The following is a 22,119-nucleotide window of genomic DNA, read 5'->3' on the forward strand; positions in this document are numbered from 1 at the left end:
CTTACACTGCCGGATTCAAGGCGAGCCGTCCGTCCTCGCGCAGCGTCCGTGCGAGGAAGGTATCGATCGCGACCGAGCTGGCCGTCGGCGCGCTCAGGTGCGGGCAGTGGCCCACGTTGTCGATGACCTTCAGCGTGCTGTGTGCCAGGTGCTCGTGCAGCCATTCGCCCACTTCGCGCGGCACGATCAAATCGTCGCTGCATTGCAGGATCAGGGCCGGGACCGTGGCGCGCTTCACCTCGGCGCGGATGTCGGCCTGGAAGGTCACGCGCGCGAAATGCTTGGCGATGGCGGGATCGTTGCGGCAGAAGCTGCGCGTCAGTTCCGCGCCCAGTTCCGGACGATTGGGCGCGCCCATGATCGCGGGCGCCATCTTGCGCGACCAGTCGAGGAAGTTCGTCTCCATCGCCTGCAGTAGGCCGTCGATGTCCTCGCGGTTGAAGCCGCCGATGTAATCGCCGTCGTTGATGTAGCAGGGCGACGGGCCGACGAGAACCTGGGCGAGGAAACGCTCCGGCGCCGCCACCGACGCCAGCAGCCCGATCGACGCGCCGACCGAGTGCCCGACGACGACGGTCGGACCGGCCGCGCAGGCGTCGAGGATGTCCAGCAGGTCCGTCACGTGGCCCTGCAGGCTGGCGTACTTCGCGCGGTCGTAGGCTTCCCAGTCGGAGCGGCCGCTGCCCGTGAGGTCGTACAGCACGACGCGGAAGCGCTCCGCGAACGCCGGCGCCAGGAAGCGCCACATGGTCTGGTCGCAACCGAAACCGTGCACGAACACCATGGTGACAGGTCCAGAGCCGGTGACGTGGACGTTGTTGCGAAACTGTACAGACATGGTGAATCCTGGCCGAAGCATGTAACAATCCACTGATATTACCACTGTGAAACCACCGTCAGCGGCACACACATTGATCTAGCGCAAACCGCGCAACAGTGCGTTCGCGCACGGCACGGCGGGATCGATTCGCGATATACTGTTTATATATACAGTATTTATTCGCGATGGAACTCAAAGACAAGCTGGAGATCCTGGCCGACGCGGCCAAGTACGACGCCTCCTGCGCCAGCAGCGGCGCGCCCAGGCGCGATTCCGTCGACAAGGACGGGCTGGGTGCGACGAACGGCATGGGCATCTGCCACAGCTATACGCCGGACGGACGCTGCGTGTCGCTGCTGAAGATCCTGCTGACGAACTTCTGCGTCTACGATTGCCAGTACTGCGTGAACCGGCGCACGTCGAACGTGCCGCGCGCCCGCTTTTCCGTCGACGAGGTCGTGAAGCTCACGCGCGATTTTTATCTGCGCAACTACATCGACGGCCTGTTCCTCAGCTCCGGCATCATCCAGTCGAGCGACTACACGATGGAGCAACTGGTCGAGGTCGCGCGCCGCCTGCGCGAAGACCACCAGTTCCGCGGCTACATCCACCTCAAGACGATTCCCGATGCCGACCCGCGCCTCATCGAACTGGCGGGCCGCTATGCCGACCGGCTGTCGGTGAACATCGAACTGCCCACGCAGGACAGCGTGACGAAGCTCGCGCCGGAAAAGAGCGTCCACACGATCAAGCTGGCGATGGGTTCCATCCGCACGAAACTGGACGAAAAGGACGACCACCCCAAGGCGCCCACGTTCGCGCCGGCGGGGCAGAGCACGCAGATGATCGTCGGCGCGGACGCCAGCGACGACCAGACGATCCTGAATACCGCGCAGACGCTGTACGGCAGCTATAAACTGAAACGCGTGTACTACTCGGCGTTCAGCCCGATCCCGCACAGCCCGTCCAGCGTGCCGTCCGCGCCGCCGCCGCTGCTGCGCGAGCACCGGCTGTACCAGGCCGACTTCCTGCTGCGCGGCTACGGTTTCACGGCGAAGGAGCTGATGCCCACGGCCGGCAACCTGGCGCTGGACATCGACCCGAAGCTGGGCTGGGCGCTCGCGAACCGCGACCACTTCCCGCTCGACCTGAACCGCGCGGACGAGACCATGATCGCGCGCGTGCCGGGCATCGGACTGCGCACGGCCAAGCGCCTGATCGACCTGCGGCGGCTGCGGCGCATCCGCTGGGAAGACCTGTCGCGCCTGCGCTGCAGCCTGAAAAAGCTGGCGCCCTTCGTGATCACGGCGGACTACAAGCCGGTGCAGGGCACCGTGTCGTCCGACCTGCTGCGGCGTAACCTGGCCGACGCCCCCCAGCAGATGAATTTGTGGCCGGAACTGCAGGCGGCGTGATGGCGGCGGATGCGCTGGTCCGGACAGGGCAGCCGGTGCAGGTCGAGACGTTCGCGGAGTGGCGCGAGGCCGCGCGCGAGCTGCTCGTCCACGGCATCCCGCCCGACCAGGTGACGTGGGGCGTGCCGCACATGGGCGACCTGCTGGCCGGCGGCGACCTGTTCACGGGTGCGCCGGCCCCCGCCGAGGCACCGCATAATCCCGTCATACCGCCGGACGAGCCAAGGAATGAGCCGCTGCGCCCCGCGCCGCACATCCCGCGTTCGCTGATGGAGATGCTGCAGTCGGCCGCCTGCTGCCGCGTGCCGGACCGCTGGGCCTTCCTGTACCGCGTGATCTGGCGCTGGCAGCAGGGCGAGCACGACGTGCAGTCGCCGGCCGACGAGGATGGCGCCCGGCTGCACGCGATGGTGAAGGCGGTCCGCCGCGAGGAACACGACATGCATGCCTACATCCGCTTCCGCGAGCGTTCGGAAGAAGCCGGCCCGCCGCGCTTCGTCGCCTGGTACGAGCCGCGCCACGACGTGCTGCCCCAGGTGGCCGACCATTTCGTCTCGCGCATGGGCAAGGTCAGCTGGATGATCGCCACGCCGGAGGCGAGCGTCCTGTGGGATGGCCATACGCTGCACAATACCGGACCGCTCGTGCGCGATGCGGCCGACCTCGAAGACACGGGCGAAGCCCTGTGGCTGACCTACTACCGCAGCGTGTTCAACCCGGCCCGCCTGAACACGAACGTGATGCACCAGCATATCCAGTCGGACCGGTGGAAGAACCTGCCGGAGGCGAAGATCGTGCCGCACATGGTCAGCGAGGCGGCGCTGGGTGCGCGCAAGGTGGGCCAGTACGAGGCCGTCGGCCAGCGCAAGGGCACGACGATCCCGATCGCCCCCGAGGATGCGCAACCGGAACGCGAGCAGCCGTCGAAACTGGACGAATGCCGGCGCTGCGAGCTGTGGCAGTTCGCGACGCAGGCCGTGGGCGGCGAGGGACCCAAGCGGGCGAAGATCATGTTCGTCGGCGAGCAGCCGGGCGACCAGGAAGACCTGGCGGGGCAGCCGTTCGTCGGCCCGGCCGGCAAGCTGCTGGACCGCGTGTGCGAGGCGGCCGGCGTCGACCGCGACACGATCTACGTCACCAACGCCGTCAAGCATTTCAAGTGGGAGCCGCGCGGCAAGCGGCGCCTGCACAAGACGCCGGTCCAGCGCGAGATCGAGGCCTGCCACTACTGGCTCGACAAGGAACTGGCGAGCGTCAAGCCGACCGTCATCGTGGCCCTCGGCGCCACCGCGCTGAAGTCGGTGCTGCGCACGGCCAACGTCACGCTCAAGAATTCGCTCGGCAAACCGCTGCGCCACGAAGGGCACTGGGTCGTCACGACGTACCACCCGTCGTATGTGCTGCGCGTGCCGGGCGAGGACGCGAAGCGCGAGGCCTTCGACGCGATGGTCGAGGGCCTCAGGCTGGCGCACGCGCTCCTGGACCGCCCGGTCGACGTACCGGACGCGTGAACGTTGCTGTTGCGATATATGCATGTCAAAGATGTAACACTTCGTTGCCTCGATAGGCTAAGCTCATCGGTGGCGCTAAGCTTTTGCGCACACAACAACAACGATGGGATGCCCGATGAGCAAACGGTATGCATGTGCGCTTTACCTGAGTTTCCTGACCCTGCCTGTTCTGGCCCAGACCACGCCCGAGCCCGAACCCGCGCCCGCCGCCGCCGAGGCCTTTGACACCGTCCCCGCGACGGTCGTGGTCGAAGGCCGCCGGCCCGGTCCCGGCGTCTGGAAAGTGTCGAAGGGCGACCACGTGATGTGGGTGTTCGGCGTGTATTCCCCGCTGCCGCAGAAGATGGAGTGGGATGCGGCGCGCGTGGAACGCCTCGTCGGCAAGTCGCAGGAAGTGCTGACGCGGCCGGGTGCCCGCATGGAGGTCGGCTTCTTCAAGGGCCTGACCCTGCTGCCGACCGCGATCGGCATCGACAAGAATCCGGACGGCGCCACGCTGCACGACGTGCTCCCGGCGGACGTGTATGCGCGCTGGCAGGTATTGAAGGGCAAGTATATCGGCGATGACGACGGCATCGAGCGGCGCCGCCCGATCTTCGTCGCCGACACGCTGCTGAGCAAGGGCTTGTCGAAAAGCGGCCTGACCCAGAATACCGGCGTGGAAGAGCAGATCGAAAAGGCGGCCAGGCACAACAAGGTCAAGATCACGTCGACCACGCTCAGCATGGACGTCGACGATCCCCGCGCGCTGATGAAGGAATTCAAGAAGTCGCAAGTGGAAGACGTGGCGTGCTTCACCAAGACCCTGGACCGCCTGGAAGGCGATATCGACGCCATGCGCGTGCGCGCGAACGCCTGGGCCAATGGCAATATCGCCGAGATGTCGAGCCTCGATTACGCCGAGCGCGACAAGGCGTGCAACGACGCCATCTTCAACAGCCAGTTCGCCAAAAATTCTCCCGCATTCCAGCATCTTCCCGAGCGCATCCGTGCCAACTGGATGAAGGCGGCCGAGAAAGCATTGGCCGACAACACGTCGACGTTTGCGCTCCTGCCGATGAAGAACGTCATCGGTCCGCAGAGCTATCTGGCCGACCTGCAGGCGCAGGGCTATACGGTCGAGAGCCCGAAATAAGGAGCACGCCATGACGAAGACAATCAACGGGTATGTGTTCTCGTTGGCTCTGCTGGCCCCGCCGGCGTTCGCGCAGAGCGTGGACCAGACCGCGCAACCCGCCGCCGCCGAGGCCGCCGGCGCCGTTCCCGCGACGGTCGTCATCGAAGGCCGCCGGCCCGGCCCCGGCGTGTGGAAGGTGTCGAAGGGAACGCACGTGATGTGGGTCTTCGGCACCTATTCTCCGCTGCCGCGGAACATGGAGTGGGATGCGTCGCGCGTCGAGCGCCTCGTGGCGAAGTCGCAGGAAGTCTTGATGCCGCCCGTCGCGAAAGCCCACATCGGTTTCTTCAGCGGATTGACGGCGTTGCCCAGCCTCATCGGCATCAAGCGCAATCCGGACGATGCGGTGCTGCATGACGTCGTCCCGGCCGACGTCTACGCGCACTGGACGGTGCTGAAGGCCAAGTACATCGGCGAAGACGACGGCATCGAGCATTACCGGCCCGTCTTCGCCGGCGAGGAACTGCTGCTCGCCGGCCTCAAGAAAAGCGGCCTGAGCTATGGCAGCGAAGTGCTCGGCAAGATCGAGGACGTCGCGAAAAAGAACAAGGTCAAAATGACCGACTCGGGCTACGACGTCATGGTCGACGATCCGCGCAAGCTCGTGCGCGACTTCAAGAATTCGCAGGTGGCCGACCTCGTCTGCTTCACGAAGACGCTCGACACCCTGGACACCGATCTCGAAACGATGCGCGTGCGCGCGAATGCCTGGGCCAACGGCGACATCGCCGAGATCCGCGCCCTGAACTTCGCGGAGCGGCGGGATGCATGCCTGGACGCCGTCATGAACAGCTCGATCGCGAAGGACGCCGCGGCCCTGCGCCAGGTGCGCCAGCGCCTGCGCACGTCGTGGCTGAAGGCGGCGGAGAATGCGCTGGCCAGCAATGCCGCCACCTTCGCCGTGCTGGAGATCCAGGACATCCTCGGCCCGACGAGCTACCTGGCCGGCCTGCAGGCCAGGGGTTACGTCGTCGAAAGTCCGAGGTAACTACACCGGCTCGCCCGATATGTCCGATGCGCCCAGGTCGTCCTCGCGCGACGCGGCCTGGGCCACGCGGGCACCCGGCGGCACGTCATGCGTCAGCCAGACATTGCCGCCGATGACGGCGCCCTTGCCGATCGTGATGCGGCCCAGCACGGTGGCGCCCGCATAGATGACGACGTCGTCCTCGACGACGGGATGGCGCGGCAAGCCCTTCTGCAAGGTGCCGTCGACATTCGCGGGAAAGCGCTTCGCGCCCAGCGTGACGGCCTGGTACAGGCGCACGCGCTGGCCGATGACGGCCGTCTCGCCGATCACGACGCCCGTGCCATGGTCGATGAAGAAGCCGGCGCCGATCGTCGCGCCCGGGTGGATGTCGATGCCCGTTTCCGCATGCGCCTGCTCGGCGATGATGCGCGCGAGCAGCGGCAGGCCGAGCCCGTACAGGCAATGCGCGAGGCGGTAATGGATCATCGCGTGGATGCCCGGATAGCACAGCAGCACTTCGTCGACGCTGCGCGCGGCCGGGTCGCCCTGGAAGGCGGCGATCACGTCGCTGTCGAGCAGGGTGCGGATGCCGGGCAGCGCGGCGCCGAACGCGCGCGTGGCCTCGAGCGCCTGCGGTTCGATGTCGGTATGGGTCAGGTGGCGCAGCGCGGCGCTGTAGCGCAGCTCGATGCGGACCTGGCGTAGCAGCGCGTGCAGGGCGGTGTCCAGCGCGTGTGCGACGTGGAAATCCTCGCTTTCCTGGCGCAGGTCGGGCGGACCCAGGCGCAGCGGAAACAGCACGCCTTTCAACTGCCCGACGATGGTCGCCAGCGCGTCGCGCGACGGAAACTCGATGCCGCGCACCTCGCCGGCCGGACGATGCGCCTGGCGCCATTGGCGGCGCGCCTCGTTCAGGTCGCGCACGATCGCGCCAATGTCGAAGTCGGCCATCATTCATGCTCCCGGAGGCGGTGTTGGTCGGAAAGAATTGGCCTCACGGTGCCTCCGCTGTGCTGATGGACGAGTGTTCAATATACGAGCCCATCCATGGGGGGCTCAACGAATTTTTCGACACAAGCTCATGTCGAAAAATGTCTAAGGTGACAAAGGAACGTGAACCCGCGTAGAATGCGGGCAACGCGGGTGTAGCTCAATGGTAGAGCAGAAGCTTCCCAAGCGTGCGACTCGAGTCGCTAAGGACGCCGTTCCTCCACACCACGTCATAGAGTGTGGTCAATCCCCAGCTGCACCTTTGCTACCATGGGGAGAACAGGTCTGATGAGCAACAAATGTAGCGACGAAGGCTGTACAAGCAATTGTCTTGAGGTGCATCAGCGGCCGGCAAGACCGAGGGTTCAGCCCCTCGTAGCCTAGGAGCGGTGCGTCACTGGTAACGGTGGGGTGCTGAGCGCTCCGACAATGTAGCCACCTTTCGGGGTACGGTAGGTTCCGTGAGGGATTTGCTGGGAGTTCGGTAGTTGCGATCGGACGAGGCGCTAGGCTGGATTAGATGGTTAACGCAAAGTGAACTGCTATTAAACGTCGTCAAGCTTGACGAGCCAAACGCAACGGCAAGAGGCTCGACGTGATCGGTTGTCCGTCTGCTTGGTGCGGACACGCTGACATAGGTATCACCGGCGAAAAGGCAGAACCTTCCTAATCCTGTTGCCAGTACGGAACGAGGTAAGCCTGATATGGCGTCTGGCCTGTACGGCAGACAAGGGTAATCGCGAGGTTGCCTGATGCTATAGTAGGTAGAGGATGATGGAAAAAGCGAATGCCTCTCTGTAATGGAGAGGATAGGGGATGAAAAGATTGCCCTAACGTGAAAACGTGCAGACTTCCATCTGGTGATCTGTCGCAAGACAGGTCTGTTAATCGCACCCAGTGGGGATAACGCATGCCCCGTTGGGGGCAAAGTGCGTCTATTCCCTTTGGGACGATGCGGGTGTAGCTCAATGGTAGAGCTGAGGCTTCCCAAGCCTATGACGAGGGTTCGATTCCCTTCACCCGCTCCAATCGACCGGAGGTTGATATGGACGCAAGTCAGTACGATTGTGATATTGCCTCCACAGGCTGGAAATCTTGGCACGACATTTCGTGGGTCAAAATTTATCAGACTGTCGCGAGGATACAGACACGCATTGCGAAGGCAGCAAAAGCAGGTGAATGGCGGAAGGTGCGCTCCCTGCAGAGACTCCTGACCAAATCCACCGGAGCGAAAGCTCTGGCCGTGAGGCGGGTAACGGAGAATCGTGGCCGGAAAACTCCTGGTGTGGATCAGCAGACCTGGAGCACCCCAGAAGAGAAATGGCAGGCGGTGAATGGTCTCGGTATCAAGAGATACAAGCCTCTGCCACTACGTCGCATCTATATCCCGAAAGCTAATGGTGAAAAGCGCCCGTTGGGCATTCCCACCATGCGTGATCGAGCCATGCAAGCGCTGCACCTGTTAGCACTGGACCCTGTTGCCGAAACCATCGGCGATCCTCATTCATATGGCTTTCGACGGGAACGCTCGACGGCGGATGCCATCGGTCAGGTACGAAATGTACTGAGCCGTGAGGTGTCTCCCAAGTGGGTTCTTGAAGGGGATATCAAAGGTTGCTTCGACAATATCAGCCACGACTGGTTGGCCGCCAATGTCTGCATGGACAAGGGTGTCCTAAAGAAATGGCTGAGAGCAGGGTTCGTCGAGATGGGAAGGCTGTTCCCGACGCAAGCCGGAACGCCGCAGGGAGGCATCATCTCTCCGGTACTGGCGAATCTCGCATTGGATGGGCTGCAAAACGAACTTGCCTCACTGTTCCGAACGGTGAGAGAAGCGCGGACCGCGAAGGTCAATCTGGTGCGTTATGCGGATGACTTCATCATTACAGGCAGTTCGAAAGAACTTCTGGAAAATGAAGTAAAACCTCTGGTCGAGCGGTTTCTTGCGACCAGAGGACTTGTTCTCTCGGAGAAGAAAACCAAGGTCACGCATGTGACGGAGGGATTCGACTTTTTGGGATGGAACGTCAGGTACTTCGACAGTGGGCTGCTAGTGCAACCTTCCAAGAAGAACCAGAAGACGTTTCTGGACAAGATTCGGGAATTTCTGAGAACACGACAGGCCGTAGCACAGGTCGAGGTGATAGAGAAACTCACGCCGGTCATCAGGGGATGGGCCAACTATCATCGAAGCCAGAACTCGACCCGGACGTTTGCGAAGTGCGATCATCAAATCTGGCAAGCGTTGTGGCGCTGGGCGTGCAGACGCCATCCCAACAAGGGAAAGAAGTGGGTCAAGAAGCGCTACTTCAGGTGTGTAAAGGGGCGTGAGTGGTATTTCGCCGATAAGGATAAGCTCCTGCCGGTCTTGGGTGGTTATACGAAGCAGGTCCATGCCAAGATCAACAGCGACGCGAATCCATATGATCCGAAGGATGATGAATACTTCTCCAGACGGCTCGCGCAGCGGATGGAGAGGACTCTGGAGGGGCGGCGAAAGCTGCGATGGTTGTGGTGGTGGCAGGAAGGTCGGTGCCCGGTGTGCGAACAGAAGATCACACGCGAGACGGGGTGGCATCTGCACCATATCGTCAAGCGATCTGAACGTGGATCTGACAAGTTGACCAACCTGGTGTTGTTGCACCAAAACTGCCATATGCAGTATCACGCTAGAGAGAAACACGGTCCTGCCGGCATCTCGATGTTCAAGTAGGGATGCTGATGGATTGCTTGAGCCGTATGCGGGGAAACTCGCACGTACGGTTCTAAGGGGAGGGGAGTGCCGCGAGGCGCTCTCCTTACCCAACTTACGACGAGGGTTCGATTCCCTTCACCCGCTCCATCTTCAATCCCTCCCCTGAAACATACCGACCGCTGCGCGCGCCCTGCGGCAAGCCCTTATGGCACACTGGCGTTGTTGCTTCAACCAGTGTCAATCATGCAAGAAAACAGACAACAGTCTGACGAAAACCATGCCGGCGCCCTGATGTTCCTGAGCGGCGGCGGCGAAGTGGGCGCGATGATGCGTGCGCACGACTGGTCCACGTCGCCGCTGGGCCATCCGCGCACGTGGCCGCAGGCGCTGCGCACGGTCGTCGGGCTGATGCTCAACTCGAAATTCCCCATGTTCGTCGCATGGGGGAAGGAACTCGCATTCCTGTACAACGATCCGTATCGCGAGATCCTCGGCGACAAGCATCCGGCCGCGCTGGGCGGGCGCTTCCACGACATCTGGGCCGAGATCTGGCACGACATCAACCCGCTGATCGAACGCGCGCTGCGCGGCGAGGCGACGTATGCCGACCGCCTGTACCTCGTGATGAACCGCCACGGCTACGACGAGCCGACCTGGTTCACGTTCTCGTATTCGCCCGTGCGCGACGAGGACGGGGCGATCGCCGGCATGTATTGCGCGTGCGTCGAGGTCACCGAGCAGGTGCTGGCCGAGAAATACCGCAACGAGGAAAACGAGCGGCTGCGCGGCCTGTTCTCGCAGGCGCCGGGGATCATGGCCGTGCTGCGCGGCCCCGAGCACGTGTTCGAGCTGACGAACCAGTCGTACATGCAGCTGGTCGGCCACCGCCCGATCGTCGGCAAGCGCGCGCGCGAGGCGCTGCCGGAAATCGTCGGCCAGGGCTTCCTCGAACTGCTCGACCGCGTGTACGCGACGGGCGAGCCGTTCGTCGGCCATGCGCTGCCCGTGCGCCTGCAGCGCGAACCGGAAGGGCCGCTGGAAGAGCGCTACATCGACTTCGTCTACCAGCCGATCCGCGACGAGAACGGGGCCGTCAGCGGCATCTTCGTGGAAGGCAGCGACGTCACCGACCGCAAGCTCGTCGAGGACGAGCTGCGCGCCGCCAACCGCCAGAAGGACCAGTTCCTCGCGATGCTGGCGCACGAGCTGCGCAATCCGCTCGCGCCCATCATGACGGCGGCCCAGCTGCTGAAGCTCGGCCGGCTGGACGCCAGGAGCGTGGCCAACGCCAGCGAGATCATCGTGCGCCAGGCCGAGCACATGACGGACCTCGTCAACGACCTGCTGGACGTCTCGCGCGTCACGCGCGGCCTCGTCACGCTGGAGATGGAAGCGCTGGACCTGAACGTGATCGTGTCCGCCGCCGTCGAGCAGGTGCGGCCGCTGATCGACGCGCGCCGCCATGCGCTGACCCTGCAGCTGTCGGGCCAGCCGGCGCACGTGACGGGCGACCGCACGCGCCTCGTGCAGGTCATCTCGAACATCCTCAACAACTCCGCCAAGTACACGGCGCCCGGCGGCCGCATCGTGCTGGCCGTGACCGTGGGCGACGGGCAGGTGACCGTGGCCGTGCGCGACAACGGCGTCGGCATCGCGCCGGAAGTCCTGCCGTACATCTTCGACCTGTTCACGCAGGCCGAACGCACGCCCGACCGGTCGCAGGGCGGGCTCGGGATCGGCCTGGCGCTGGTGAAAAGCCTCGTCGCGCTGCACGGCGGCACCGTGCATGCCCGCAGCGAGGGCCTGGGGCAGGGCAGCGAGTTCTCGATCTGCCTGCCGTGCGCGGCGCGCGCGCCGGCGGCGGCGGCCAACGATGGCGGCGGGGCCGCGGCGGGCACGGCGCCGGACAATGGCAACCTGCGCGTGCTGGTCGTCGACGACAATGCCGACGCGGCCCAGATGCTGGCCGCGCTGCTCGAAGTGCAGGGCCACGCGGTCAGCGTCGAATACGATGCGCGCGGCGCGCTGGCGCGGGCGAGAAGCGAGCATCCGGACGTCCTGCTGCTCGACATCGGCCTGCCCGACATGGACGGCTACGAACTGGCGCGGCGCCTGCGCGCACAGCCCGAGAGCGCGGGCGCCACGCTCGTCGCCCTGACCGGCTACGGCCAGAACCAGGATCGCGAGGAGGCCCAGCAGGCCGGCTTCGACCATTACCTCGTCAAGCCGGCCGACCTGAACGAGGTCAACGAGGTGCTGGCCCGGGCGGAAGCGCGGCGCTGAACGTTCTTGCGTGCGCGTATTGCCGCGCGGAACAAGGAGCGCTATCCTAGGTGCATGCCCCCCCTGCGTAAGTTGCGCGCCGGGGCGGCGTATTTTCGTACCATAGTCAACGCGGGCGAAAACGGGGACGAGCATATGTACGACACCATCGAAAAACCGCAGGAGATCAGCCTCCTCGAACGGCACGGCGGACAGGCCGCCACGCAGGGCGTGGGACCGGACAAGGGTGCCGCGTCGACGGCCAGGCCGCCGCATGCGGGGCCGGGGGCCGTGGCCGTCGACGCCGCCGGCGGCGCCGCGGCGCAGCCGGGCGTGCGGCGCGTGCTCGTCGTCGACGACAACGCCGACGCCGCCCAGACGGTGGCGATGCTGCTGGAGGTGCTGGGCCACGAGGCGTCCATCGAATACGACCCGCTGCAGGCGCTCGCCTGCGCGCGCGAACGGTCCTTCGACGCGTTCGTCCTCGACATCGGCCTGCCGGGCATGGACGGCCACGAACTGGCGCGCCAGATCCGCGCGCTGCCGCGTGCGGCCGGGGCGCTGTTCATCGCGCTCACGGGCTATGGCCAGCAGCAGGACCGCGACGCGTCGAAGGCCGCGGGTTTCCATTACCATTTCGTGAAGCCGGCCGACGTGGATGCGCTGGCGCAGGCGCTGGCGAAGGGCACGCCGGCCTGACGCGCGGCCGTGTCATCATCCCGTCACTTTCTTTTCTTACACTGCGGGTTGCTGAACAGTAACTGAGCGTGCATCCCCGCACGCCTTTCTGACGGAACCCGCATGTCCAAGTCCAGTGCGCACACCGCCCCGCGCACCCACCGATTCCTCGCGCTGCTGTGGCCCGCGCTGGCCCTGCTCGCCTGTGCCGCCCTCTGGACCGCCACCATCCTGCACGCCGGCGCGGAACGCCGGCGCGCCGAGGAGCAGGCGTTCAAGGAGGCCGACGCGTATGCCGAAGCCTACGAGCAGTACGTCACCCGCTCGGTCGCCCAGGTCGACCAGATCACCATGCAGCTCAAGCACAGCTGGGAGCACGCGCGCGACCGCAGCCTGATCGAGAACATGCGCCGCGACGGCATGTTCACCGACGCCGCCTTCGTCAACGTGAGCGTGATCGGGCCGGACGGCGCGGTCCGCTCCTCGAGCCGCATCCACGCGCGCGGGCTGAATCTGTCCCGGGCCGACTTCTTCATCCAGCACCGCAACGCCATCTCGACCGCGCTGCGCATCGGCACGCCGCCGCCGGAACTGGACGAAGCGCGTGGCACCATCCTCTTCACGCGCCGGCTCGACACGCCTGACGACGGCTTCGACGGCGTGCTGCTGATGGCCGTCGACGCCGCGTATTTCACGTCGTTCGTCAGCTCGCCCACGCTGGGGCCCGGCAGCCTGCTGGCGCTCGTCGGCACCGACAACGCCTTGCGCGTCGAGCAGGACGCCAGCGGCATCGTGCGGACCATGGGCGCCGCCTCGCTGCTGCCCGCGAACGCCGACCGCTGGCCGGTGGCACGCGGCGTGCAGCTGGTCGACGGGCAGGGCGGCTTTGCCGACGGCGAGCCGCGCGTGCTGGGCTGGCGCCGCTCCGGCGCGTATCCGCTCGTGGCCCTCGTCGCGCTGTCGCATACGGCCGTGCTGGAAGCAGCCGACGCCTACTGGACGGACAGCCGCAACCACACGCTGGTGGCCACCGCCGTGCTGACCCTGCTGGCGCTGGGTGCGAGCATGCTGTCGCTGCGCGCGGCGGCGCGGGCGCGCGAGCGGGCCGAGATCCAGCGCGCCTACCGCACGGCCACCGACAGCGGCAACGACGGTTTCTACATGATCGCGCCGGTGCGCGACCGCAAGGGGCAGACGGTCGACTTCCGCATCGTCGACTGCAACGAGCGCGGCGCCTTCTTCTACGGCACGACGCACGCGCAACTCGTCGGCAGCCTGATTTCGCAGCTCCACCACGGCAAGTCCTTCGACGACCTGACCGCCAATTACCGTACGGCGCTGGCCGTCGGCTTCCACCAGGAAGACCGGCGCATGCCCGACAACAACCGGCTGAACATCCGCTGGGGCCATCGCCGCATCGTGCGCGTGGGCGACAACCTCGCCGTCACCCTGCAGGACATCAGCGAGCGCAAGGAACACGAATCCCAGCTCGCGCGCCTGGCCAACGAGGACAGCCTCACCGGCCTGCCGAACCGCCACTGGTTCCTGAACTTCGTGCCCGTGGCGCTGGCGCGCGCGGACGACGGCGACCACGGCGCGGCGCTGCTGTTCATCGACCTCGACGAATTCAAGCAGGTCAACGATACGCACGGCCACGCCGTCGGCGACCGCCTGCTCCAGCTGGCGGCCGAGCGCCTGCTGTCGCAACTGCGTCCGGGCGACAGCGTGGCGCGTTTCGGCGGCGATGAATTCGTCGTCTTGCTGAGCCCCTTCGACAGCGACCAGCAGGTGGCCATCGTCGCCACGCGCATCGTCGAAGCCTTCAGCAAACCGTTCCCGATCGCCGACGACCAGCACATGATCGGCGCCTCGGTCGGCATCGCCGTGTACCCGCGTGACGGTCTCGATGCGGCCACCCTGATCCGCCACGGCGACATCGCCATGTACGCGGGCAAGGCCGAGGGCAAGGGCCAGTACCGCTTCTTCGACCCCGCGCAGTCGAACATCCTCAAGACGCGCACCCAGCTGCGCCAGCGCCTGCTGGAAGCGATCGACAAGCGCCAGTTCGTGCTGCACTACCAGCCCCGCGTGGACACGCGCACGGGCGAGCTCCTGAGCATGGAAGCGCTGCTGCGCTGGGAGCATCCGCAGCTGGGCATGATCCGCCCGGACGAATTCATCCCGCTGGCCGAATCCAGCGGCCTGATCGTGCCGATCGGCGCCATCGTGATCGACCAGGCCTGCGCCCAGCTGGCGGCCTGGCGCGCGCACGGCGCCGTGCCGGTGCCGGTGTCGATCAACGTCTCGCCGAAGCAGTTCCTGCGCGGCAGCGTGCAGCGCGAGCTCGAAGACGCGCTGGCCCGCCACGCCGTGCCGGCCGGCCTGCTCGAAGTGGAGATCACGGAGTCCGCGATGATGGGCGACCAGGCCGAGATCCTCGCCGAGCTGGCCGCGATCCGCGCGCTGGGCGTCAAGCTGCACGTCGACGATTTCGGCACCGGCTACTCGTCGCTGTCGCAGCTGCAGCGCATGAAGATGGACGTGCTGAAGGTCGACCGCTCATTCACGGCCGAACTGGGACGCTCGCGCGAAGGCACCGTGTTCTTCCAGGCCATCGTGTCGATGGCGCACGCGCTCGGGATGGAAGTCGTGGCGGAAGGCGTCGAGAACGAGGAGCAGCTGCAGATCCTGCGGGCGCTGAAGTGCAACGAGGTGCAGGGGTATTTCGTTGCGAGGCCGCTGCCGGCGGCGGGCATCGGTCCGTTGCTGGCGCAGCGCTATCTGTTCAAGGAAGAGTTGGCAGCGTAGGACACGCGACGCTCGCTACGTCGTCCCCGCGAAGGCGGGGACCCAATTTTGCATGCCCCGCCACTGCGCATGAAACTTGGGCCCCTGCCTTCGCAGGGGCGACGGTGCATACGTTCCGGTCAGGCGCCCAGCAGACTGCCCGTCCGCGACGCCTCCGCCCCCGCGATCTTACAAACGTGCATCCCGCGCAGCAGGTGACGATGCGCCGTGCTCGCGAACAGCACCCCGGACTGCGTGCACCGCAAGGCCGTCGTCCTGCCGCTGACCGGATCGACGATGTCGGCCACGGCATCGCCGGCCCGCACCTGGTCGCCCAGTTTTTTCAGGAACACGAGCACCCCCGCATGTGGCGCGTGCAGCGGTTCCACGCCTTCCAGTGGCGTCGGTTCGCACAGCGGCGCCGGCAGCGGCGCGACGGGCAGGTCGACGACGCCCTCGCGCGCCAGGTATTGCAGTAGCGCGTGCGCGTCCCGTTCGGCCAGGTCGTAGCGCACGTCGTTCTCGCCGCGCAGCTCGACCGTCACGCCCACGCAGCCGGACGGGATCGGGAAGCGGTCGCCGAAGTGTTCCGCCAGTTCCCACCACACGCGGCTGCACGCTTCGTCGAACGGCTCGCCGCCGGATTCCGTCGCCAGCAGCACGGCGTGCGCGCCCATCAGCGCGGCCAGCGGTTGTACCCGCCCGGCGAGCGGCGTGCCCGTGTACATGTGCAGCACGGCCTCGTTGTCGCAGTGGAGGTCGAGCATGATGTCGGCGTCGATCGCCATGCCCAGCAGCGTCTTCTTGAGCTCTTCCGTCGCGCTCGATGGCAGCCATGCGGCCACTTCGCGGCGCGCGTGCTCGCGCACGAGGGCCGCGTTGGCGGCGGGATCCGCGCCGAGCTTGTCCTGCAGCGACGCCTTCAACGCCGCGGCCACGTGCCGGTACGAGCGGTTGAAATTGGTGCCGGTAGCGAGGTCGAAACGCCCGAACGGCGCGCCGTGGATCACCTGCGACAGCCCGATCGGATTCGCGGCCGGCACCAGGATGATCTCGCCGGTGACCTTGTTCTCCGCATCCAGCCGGTCGAGCTCACGGCGCAGCACGTGCGCGACGAGCATCGCGGGCACCTCGTCCGCGTGCAGCGAGGCCTGGATGTAGACCTTCCTGCCGCTGCCCGGCGTACCGTAGTGGAAGGAGGTCAGGCGGTAGGCGGCGACGTTGTCTTCGGTGGCGATCGGGTGGGTCTGCTGGCGCATCGGTGGCTCCTGGTTGCAACAGATGCATTATGTCCGAGATCGCGGCCGGAAAGCGCCGGGTTATAATGGCGCCCGTTTTTTCCTCATTCTTTCATTCCCCATGTCCGCCGATACGCCTACCAACGAGCAGGGCCGCCCGATGCTCTACGACCCGACCGACCGCCGCATCCGCAGTTTCGTCACCCGCGCCGGCCGCCTGTCGACCGGCCAGGCGCGCGCGCTGGAAGCGTATGGTCCGCATTACCTGATCGAGTACCGCAAGGCCCAATTCGATTTCCACGCCCCGTTCGGCCGCACCGCGCCGTTGATCCTGGAGATCGGCTTCGGCATGGGCGACACGACGGCGCACATCGCGAAGGCGATGCCGGACAAGGATTTCGTCGGCGTCGAAGTGCACACGCCGGGCGTGGGCAGCCTGCTGAAACTGGCCGGCGAACAGGACATCCAGAACCTGCGCCTCATCCAGCACGATGCCGTCGAGGTGCTGAACAACATGATCGCCGACGGTTCGCTGGCGGGCGTGCACATCTTCTTCCCCGACCCATGGCACAAGGCGCGCCACAACAAGCGCCGCCTGATCCAGCCGCCGTTCGTGCAACTGCTGTGCCAGAAGCTGGCGCAGGGCGGCTATATTCACTGCGCGACGGACTGGGAAGATTACGCGGTGCAGATGCTGGAAGTGCTGGGAGCGGAGCCGGCGCTGCGGAACACGGCCGAGGGCTATGCGGAGAAGCCGTCGTACCGGCCGCTGACCAAGTTCGAGAACCGCGGCCTCAAACTCGGCCACGGCGTGTGGGACCTCGTCTTCACGAAACGATAACGCGTGCATTTGGTGGGCACGGGGTGCCCACCCTACGGCACCGAGATATCGTAGGGTGGGCGCCCCGCGCCCACGCGTAACGTCAAACCATCTCGCTGATGATCCCGACGATCTCGTCGCCGTAGGACGTCAGCTTCTTCTCGCCGACGCCCGAGACGCCGCGCAACTGGTCGAGCGACACCGGCTTGACCTTGGCGATCTCGCGCAGGGTGGCGTCCTGGAACACGACGTAGGCGGGCACGCCGTGCGCGCGCGCCGTCTCGACGCGCCACCAGCGCAGCTTGTCGAAGATCGCCTGCTCGGACTTCGACAGCTCGACCTCCTCGTAGCTGCCGCGCGGCGTCGACGTGCGCTTGGGTTTCACGGGCTTCTGGTACTGGCGCAGCTGCACTTTCTGCTCGCCTTTCAGCACCGGCCGCGCCGCTTCCGTCAGCTTGAGTGAACTGAACGCGTCGTGGTCGACGGTGACGAGGCCCAGGGCGATCGTCTGGCGCACGATGGCGCGCCATTCCTGCTCGCCGCGCTCGGCGCCCACGCCGAACACGGTCAGCTTGTCGTGGTGCCACTGGACGATGCGCTCGGAGCTCACGCCGCGCAGCACGTCGATCACGTGACCGGCCGCGAAGCGCTGGTCGACGCGGTAGATCGCCGACAGCAGCTTTTGCACGGGCACCGTCGCGTCGAACGACGTCGGCGGAATGAGGCACGTGTCGCAATTGCCGCATGGGCCGGAGCGCTCGCCGAAGTATTCGAGCAGGCGCATGCGCCGGCAGCTGAGCGTCTCGCACAGGCCCAGCATCGCGTCGAGCTTCGACGACAGCACGCGCTTGAAATTCTCGTCGGCCTCGGACTCGTCGATCATCCGGCGCTGCAGCACGACGTCCTGCAAACCGTAGGCCATCCACGCATTGGACGGCAGCCCGTCGCGGCCCGCGCGGCCCGTCTCCTGGTAATAGCCCTCGAGCGATTTCGGCAGGTCGAGGTGGCAGACGAAGCGCACGTCCGGCTTGTCGATGCCCATGCCGAACGCGATGGTGGCCACCATCACGATGTTGTCTTCACGCAGGAAGCGCGCCTGGTTGTCGGCCCGCAGCGAATACTCCATGCCCGCGTGATAGGGCAGGGCGCGGATGCCGTTCTCGTTCAGGAATTCCGCCGTCTCCTCGACCTTCTTTCTCGACAGGCAGTAGACGATGCCCGAGTCGCCCGGGTGTTCCGCCGTGATGAAGTCGAGCAGCTGCTTGCGGCCGTTCGTCTTTTCGACGATGGAATAGCGGATGTTCGGGCGGTCGAACGACGACACGAACTGCCGCGCCTCTTCCAGCTGCAGGCGCTGGGCGATTTCCGCGCGCGTGAGCTGGTCGGCGGTTGCCGTCAGCGCGATGCGCGGCACGTGCGGGAAGCGCTCGTGCAGGATCGACAGGCGGATGTATTCGGGCCGGAAGTCGTGGCCCCATTGCGACACGCAGTGCGCCTCGTCGATGGCGAACAGCGAGATGTGCGCGGACTCGAACAGTTCCAGGCAGCGCGGCGTCATCAGGCGTTCGGGTGCCACGTAGACGAGGTCCAGTTCGCCGGTGCGCACCATGCGTTCGATGCGCAGGGTCTCTTCGAACGTCTGCGTCGAGTTCAGGAACGCGGCGCGCACGCCCACTTCGGCCAGCGCGTCGACCTGGTCCTGCATCAGCGCGATCAGCGGGGAGACGACGACGCCGACGCCGTCGCGCAGCAGCGCGGGAATCTGGTAGCACAGCGACTTGCCGCCGCCGGTAGGCATCAGCACGAGCGCATCGCCGCCGGACGCCACATGCTCGACGATGTCGGCCTGCTGTCCGCGGAAGGCGGGATAGCCGAAGACCGTCTGCAGGATTTGCAGCGCGCGTTGCTCGATGTCGCTCGTCATGATGGTGCTTGCTGCTTTCTGATTATTCGGCCCAGACCACCCAGCCGAAATGGGCGGTGATCAACACGACCACACCGAACACGATACGGTACCAGGCGAAGCCCGTGAAGTCGTGCGTGCTGATGAAGCGCAACAGCCAACGTACGCACAGGAAGGCGGAAATGAACGCCGCCACGCCGCCAATCAGGAACAGCGGCAGGTCGGACGCGTGCAGGTCGTGGCGCGCCTTGAAGACGGAATACACGGTCGCGGCCAGCAGCGTGGGAATCGCGAGGAAGAACGAGAACTCCGTCGCGGCCGTGCGCGACAGGCCGAACAGCATGCCGCCGATGATCGTCGCACCCGACCGGCTCGTGCCCGGGATCAGCGCGAAGCACTGGGCGCAGCCGACCTTGAACGCGTCGACGACGGTCATGTCGTCCACGGTCTGGACGCGGTGCGCGCCCGGCAGCACCTTGTGGCGGCGCTCCGCCCACAGGATCACGAACGCGCCGACGATGAACGCCAGGGCCACGGGCACCGGCGCGAACAAATGCGCCTTGATCGCCTTGCTGAACAGGAAGCCCAGCACGGCCGCCGGCAGGAACGCGACGATCAGGTTGATGACGAGCTTTTGCTGGCGCGGATCGGACGTGATGCCACCGAGCACGGCGCCGATGCGCGCACGGTATTCCCACATCACGGCCAGGATCGCGCCGGCCTGGATGGCGATTTCGAACACTTGGGCCACTTCGCCCGTGAAATTGATCAGACTACCGGCCAGGATCAGGTGTCCGGTGGACGAGATCGGCAGGAATTCGGTGAAGCCCTCGACGAGGCCCATGATGATCGCTTTCAGGGCGAGAATGATATCCATTGGTGTGTGCGGTTCGGTAGGGTTGGGGACGCGTGCGCGGCAGATATTGCGCGGGCCGCAAGCTTACCATGAGGAAGGGGACTGCCGTCGAGTTACCGTGTCGCCATGTCAGGCTGTCAAGCGCTCCAGTTCGGCCAGGAAGAACATCGCGTGCTCGCGCGTGTCGCCGCACATCTCGCCCGACGGCGGCAGGCTGCCGCACACGCGCGGGCGGCCCGGCTGCCCGAAAATCTTGCAGCCGTGGTGCTCGTCCAGCTGCACGCAACGCACGCCCGCAGGCTTGCCGTTTGACATGCCTGGAATCGGGGACGTGATCGACGGCGCGATGCAGCAGGCGCCGCAGCCGGGGCGGCAGGAAACAGGAGAAGGCGGGATATGCATGTAAAGACCGGGGACAGGCAAGCAGACAGTATACTACGGTGAAGGCGGCCGTTCTTGACTGGCCCTATCCCCAGGTCTATATTTGCTGACTCAATAGTTAGTTGTCGGACAGAAGCATGCCATGCCCTTTTGACACCAAGCCGCGCTGGGAGCGCCGTAAGGACGCGCGGCCCCAGGAGTTGCTGGAGGCGGCCATCGACCTGTTCGTCGAGCGTGGCTACGCCGCCACACGCCTGGAAGACGTCGCGCGCCGCGCCGGCGTGTCCAAGGGCACCTTGTACCTGTATTACGAGAACAAGGAAGAGCTGTTCAAGGCCGTCGTGCGCAGCAATATCGTGCCCGTGATCGGTGAGGCGGAGGCGTCCGTCGCCGAGTTCGACGGCCACAGTGCCGACCTGCTGCGCCAGCTGATCCACTCCTGGTGGCAGCGGCTGGGCGCGACCAAGGCCTCCGGCATCATCAAGCTCGTCATGGCCGAAGCGGACAATTTCCCGGAACTGGCCCGCTTTTATCAGGAAGAAGTGATCACCCGCGGCACCAATGCCATGGCGTCGATGCTCGAACGGGGCATCGCGCGCGGCGAATTCCGCAAGATCGACGTCAACACGATGACCCAGGTGCTCGTCGCCCCGATGCTCACCCTGATCATCTGGAAGCATTCGGTCGGCCCGTGCCCGCGTGCGGAGCTGGAGCCGCTGGCCTTCCTCGACACCTTCCTCGACATGGCGCTGCATGGCCTCCTGCCGGCCGCGCCTCCCGTTTGACCCCGTTTTCCTACGTCAAGACGCTGTTTTCCGGGGTTCATGCCCCGGAAACTGCAGACTGTCGCAATTTCCGCTGGCACTCAGCCCCATGTCGTTAAGATATGTTTGCTGAAGCCGTTCAACGATAAAATATCGGATTATTTATTTTCCCACCGAGTCTAAAGATGAATATCGAACAAGCCCGCTTCAACATGATCGAACAGCAGATCCGTCCGTGGAACGTGCTGGACCAGGATGTGCTCGACCTGCTGCACGTCGTCAAGCGCGAACAGTTCGTGCCGGCGGCGTACCAGAACCTGGCGTTCGCCGACGTCGAGATCCCGCTGCCGGGCGGTGACGCCATGCTGGCGCCGAAGTTCGAGGCACGCATCCTGCAGGAAACAGGTGTGAAGAAGCACGAGACCGTGCTGGAAATCGGTACGGGTTCGGGCTACATGGCCGCCCTGCTGGCGCACCGCGCCGCCAAGGTGACCACCGTGGAAATCAATCCGGAAACGGCGGAACAGGCCAAGAAGAACCTGGCCAATGCCGGCGTCCACAACGTGACCGTCGAAGTCGGCAACGGCGCCCAGGGCTGGGAAAAAGGTGCGCCGTACGACGTGATCGTGATCTCGGGCGCGCTGGAAGTGCTGCCGGAAGCGATCCTGAAGCAGGTGAAGGTGGGTGGCCGCATCGCCGCCATCGTCGGCCAGGCACCGGTGATGGAAGCCTCGATCATCACCCGTACCGGCGACAACGCCTACAGCACGGTCAAGGTGTTCGAGACCAACGTGCGCTACCTGACGGGCGCCCCGGTGCCGTCGCACTTCCAGTTCTGAGAGGCGAACGACG

17 protein-coding genes and 1 tRNA gene are annotated in these 22,119 nt (G+C 65.4%); 12 read left to right on the top strand and 6 right to left on the bottom strand.

The window, feature by feature from the left end:
- Position 1: 1 nt before the first annotated feature.
- A complete protein-coding gene (locus tag ACL58G_RS06985; RefSeq protein WP_440965931.1) occupies positions 2–838 on the bottom strand; it encodes an alpha/beta fold hydrolase in 837 nt (278 codons plus the stop codon).
- Between the two features lie 167 nt (positions 839–1,005).
- On the opposite strand from ACL58G_RS06985, the gene ACL58G_RS06990 reads away from it, so the two are divergent.
- The 4 genes from ACL58G_RS06990 (at position 1,006) to ACL58G_RS07005 (ending at position 5,911) form a co-directional block, all read left to right on the top strand.
- The gene (locus tag ACL58G_RS06990) at positions 1,006–2,235 is read left to right on the top strand and encodes a putative DNA modification/repair radical SAM protein (protein WP_440965933.1); all 1,230 of its coding nucleotides are present in this window, start codon (positions 1,006–1,008) and stop codon (positions 2,233–2,235) included.
- Positions 2,235–3,746 (top strand): UdgX family uracil-DNA binding protein, encoded by a 1,512-nt coding sequence (locus ACL58G_RS06995; protein WP_440967978.1) that lies wholly within the window; start codon positions 2,235–2,237, stop codon positions 3,744–3,746. Before ACL58G_RS06990 ends, ACL58G_RS06995 begins: the two co-directional genes overlap by 1 nt.
- Before the next feature lie 115 nt (positions 3,747–3,861).
- Positions 3,862–4,881, top strand: coding sequence for a TraB/GumN family protein (locus ACL58G_RS07000; protein WP_440965935.1), 1,020 nt, complete (start codon positions 3,862–3,864; stop codon positions 4,879–4,881).
- Between the two features lie 10 nt (positions 4,882–4,891).
- Positions 4,892–5,911 carry a TraB/GumN family protein gene (locus ACL58G_RS07005; RefSeq protein WP_440965936.1) on the top strand — a complete coding sequence of 340 codons (1,020 nt, stop codon included), beginning with the start codon at positions 4,892–4,894 and terminating at the stop codon, positions 5,909–5,911.
- Here the strand turns inward: ACL58G_RS07005 and epsC are convergent, their stop codons facing one another.
- Positions 5,912–6,844: a serine O-acetyltransferase EpsC gene (gene epsC, locus ACL58G_RS07010; RefSeq protein WP_413342610.1), complete on the bottom strand. Its 933-nt coding sequence runs from the start codon at positions 6,842–6,844 to the stop codon at positions 5,912–5,914.
- Positions 6,845–7,837: 993 nt separating this feature from the next.
- On the opposite strand from epsC, the gene ACL58G_RS07015 reads away from it, so the two are divergent.
- From ACL58G_RS07015 to ACL58G_RS07035, 5 genes are all read left to right on the top strand, one after another.
- Positions 7,838–7,911 (top strand) — tRNA-Gly (locus ACL58G_RS07015).
- A 17-nt stretch (positions 7,912–7,928) separates the two neighbouring features.
- Positions 7,929–9,596 carry a group II intron reverse transcriptase/maturase gene (ltrA, locus tag ACL58G_RS07020; RefSeq protein WP_440965938.1) on the top strand — a complete coding sequence of 556 codons (1,668 nt, stop codon included), beginning with the start codon at positions 7,929–7,931 and terminating at the stop codon, positions 9,594–9,596.
- A 225-nt stretch (positions 9,597–9,821) separates the two neighbouring features.
- Positions 9,822–11,861, top strand: a complete 2,040-nt coding sequence (locus ACL58G_RS07025) for a hybrid sensor histidine kinase/response regulator (protein ID WP_440965940.1) — start codon at positions 9,822–9,824, stop codon at positions 11,859–11,861.
- A gap of 135 nt (positions 11,862–11,996) precedes the next feature.
- Positions 11,997–12,539, top strand: a complete 543-nt coding sequence (locus ACL58G_RS07030; RefSeq protein ID WP_440965942.1) for a response regulator — start codon at positions 11,997–11,999, stop codon at positions 12,537–12,539.
- A gap of 102 nt (positions 12,540–12,641) precedes the next feature.
- Positions 12,642–15,326, top strand: a complete 2,685-nt coding sequence (locus ACL58G_RS07035) for a bifunctional diguanylate cyclase/phosphodiesterase (protein WP_440965944.1) — start codon at positions 12,642–12,644, stop codon at positions 15,324–15,326.
- Positions 15,327–15,445: 119 nt separating this feature from the next.
- On the opposite strand, the gene ACL58G_RS07040 is transcribed toward ACL58G_RS07035, so the two are convergent.
- Positions 15,446–16,564: a succinylglutamate desuccinylase/aspartoacylase family protein gene (locus tag ACL58G_RS07040; protein WP_413381580.1), complete on the bottom strand. Its 1,119-nt coding sequence runs from the start codon at positions 16,562–16,564 to the stop codon at positions 15,446–15,448.
- 139 nt (positions 16,565–16,703) lie between these two features.
- Between ACL58G_RS07040 and trmB the strand changes: the two genes are divergently transcribed.
- Positions 16,704–17,384, top strand: a complete 681-nt coding sequence (trmB, locus tag ACL58G_RS07045) for a tRNA (guanosine(46)-N7)-methyltransferase TrmB (RefSeq protein WP_413385946.1) — start codon at positions 16,704–16,706, stop codon at positions 17,382–17,384.
- A gap of 82 nt (positions 17,385–17,466) precedes the next feature.
- Here the strand turns inward: trmB and recQ are convergent, their stop codons facing one another.
- The 3 genes from recQ to ACL58G_RS07060 form a co-directional block, all read right to left on the bottom strand.
- The gene (gene recQ, locus ACL58G_RS07050) at positions 17,467–19,287 is read right to left on the bottom strand and encodes a DNA helicase RecQ (RefSeq protein WP_413336967.1); all 1,821 of its coding nucleotides are present in this window, start codon (positions 19,285–19,287) and stop codon (positions 17,467–17,469) included.
- A 22-nt stretch (positions 19,288–19,309) separates the two neighbouring features.
- Positions 19,310–20,143, bottom strand: coding sequence for an undecaprenyl-diphosphate phosphatase (locus tag ACL58G_RS07055; protein WP_413381584.1), 834 nt, complete (start codon positions 20,141–20,143; stop codon positions 19,310–19,312).
- 108 nt (positions 20,144–20,251) lie between these two features.
- Positions 20,252–20,524 (bottom strand): YkgJ family cysteine cluster protein, encoded by a 273-nt coding sequence (locus ACL58G_RS07060; RefSeq protein WP_440965947.1) that lies wholly within the window; start codon positions 20,522–20,524, stop codon positions 20,252–20,254.
- Between the two features lie 116 nt (positions 20,525–20,640).
- Between ACL58G_RS07060 and ACL58G_RS07065 the strand changes: the two genes are divergently transcribed.
- Positions 20,641–21,288 (top strand): TetR/AcrR family transcriptional regulator, encoded by a 648-nt coding sequence (locus ACL58G_RS07065; protein WP_160410642.1) that lies wholly within the window; start codon positions 20,641–20,643, stop codon positions 21,286–21,288.
- 164 nt (positions 21,289–21,452) lie between these two features.
- Positions 21,453–22,106, top strand: coding sequence for a protein-L-isoaspartate O-methyltransferase family protein (locus ACL58G_RS07070; protein WP_413336964.1), 654 nt, complete (start codon positions 21,453–21,455; stop codon positions 22,104–22,106).
- Positions 22,107–22,119 lie beyond the last annotated feature (13 nt).

It is taken from the genome of Massilia sp. GER05, assembly GCF_052056005.1.
GTDB lineage: Bacteria > Pseudomonadota > Gammaproteobacteria > Burkholderiales > Burkholderiaceae_D > Telluria > Telluria orientalis.

Excerpts from the sequence above, each read along its gene's own strand:
- ACL58G_RS06995 (WP_440967978.1), top strand. The coding sequence starts at position 2,235 with ATGGCGGCGGATGCGCTGGTCCGGACAGGGCAGCCGGTGCAGGTCGAG.
- ltrA (WP_440965938.1), top strand. The coding sequence starts at position 7,929 with ATGGACGCAAGTCAGTACGATTGTGATATTGCCTCCACAGGCTGGAAA.
- ACL58G_RS07030 (WP_440965942.1), top strand. The coding sequence starts at position 11,997 with ATGTACGACACCATCGAAAAACCGCAGGAGATCAGCCTCCTCGAACGG.
- trmB (WP_413385946.1), top strand. The coding sequence starts at position 16,704 with ATGCTCTACGACCCGACCGACCGCCGCATCCGCAGTTTCGTCACCCGC.
- ACL58G_RS07065 (WP_160410642.1), top strand. The coding sequence starts at position 20,641 with ATGCCATGCCCTTTTGACACCAAGCCGCGCTGGGAGCGCCGTAAGGAC.
- ACL58G_RS07000 (WP_440965935.1), top strand. The coding sequence starts at position 3,862 with ATGAGCAAACGGTATGCATGTGCGCTTTACCTGAGTTTCCTGACCCTG.
- ACL58G_RS07035 (WP_440965944.1), top strand. The coding sequence starts at position 12,642 with ATGTCCAAGTCCAGTGCGCACACCGCCCCGCGCACCCACCGATTCCTC.
- ACL58G_RS07055 (WP_413381584.1), bottom strand. The coding sequence starts at position 20,143 with ATGGATATCATTCTCGCCCTGAAAGCGATCATCATGGGCCTCGTCGAG.
- recQ (WP_413336967.1), bottom strand. The coding sequence starts at position 19,287 with ATGACGAGCGACATCGAGCAACGCGCGCTGCAAATCCTGCAGACGGTC.
- ACL58G_RS06990 (WP_440965933.1), top strand. The coding sequence starts at position 1,006 with ATGGAACTCAAAGACAAGCTGGAGATCCTGGCCGACGCGGCCAAGTAC.
- epsC (WP_413342610.1), bottom strand. The coding sequence starts at position 6,844 with ATGGCCGACTTCGACATTGGCGCGATCGTGCGCGACCTGAACGAGGCG.
- ACL58G_RS07070 (WP_413336964.1), top strand. The coding sequence starts at position 21,453 with ATGAATATCGAACAAGCCCGCTTCAACATGATCGAACAGCAGATCCGT.
- ACL58G_RS07005 (WP_440965936.1), top strand. The coding sequence starts at position 4,892 with ATGACGAAGACAATCAACGGGTATGTGTTCTCGTTGGCTCTGCTGGCC.
- ACL58G_RS07025 (WP_440965940.1), top strand. The coding sequence starts at position 9,822 with ATGCAAGAAAACAGACAACAGTCTGACGAAAACCATGCCGGCGCCCTG.
- ACL58G_RS07040 (WP_413381580.1), bottom strand. The coding sequence starts at position 16,564 with ATGCGCCAGCAGACCCACCCGATCGCCACCGAAGACAACGTCGCCGCC.
- ACL58G_RS06985 (WP_440965931.1), bottom strand. The coding sequence starts at position 838 with ATGTCTGTACAGTTTCGCAACAACGTCCACGTCACCGGCTCTGGACCT.
- ACL58G_RS07060 (WP_440965947.1), bottom strand. The coding sequence starts at position 20,524 with ATGCATATCCCGCCTTCTCCTGTTTCCTGCCGCCCCGGCTGCGGCGCC.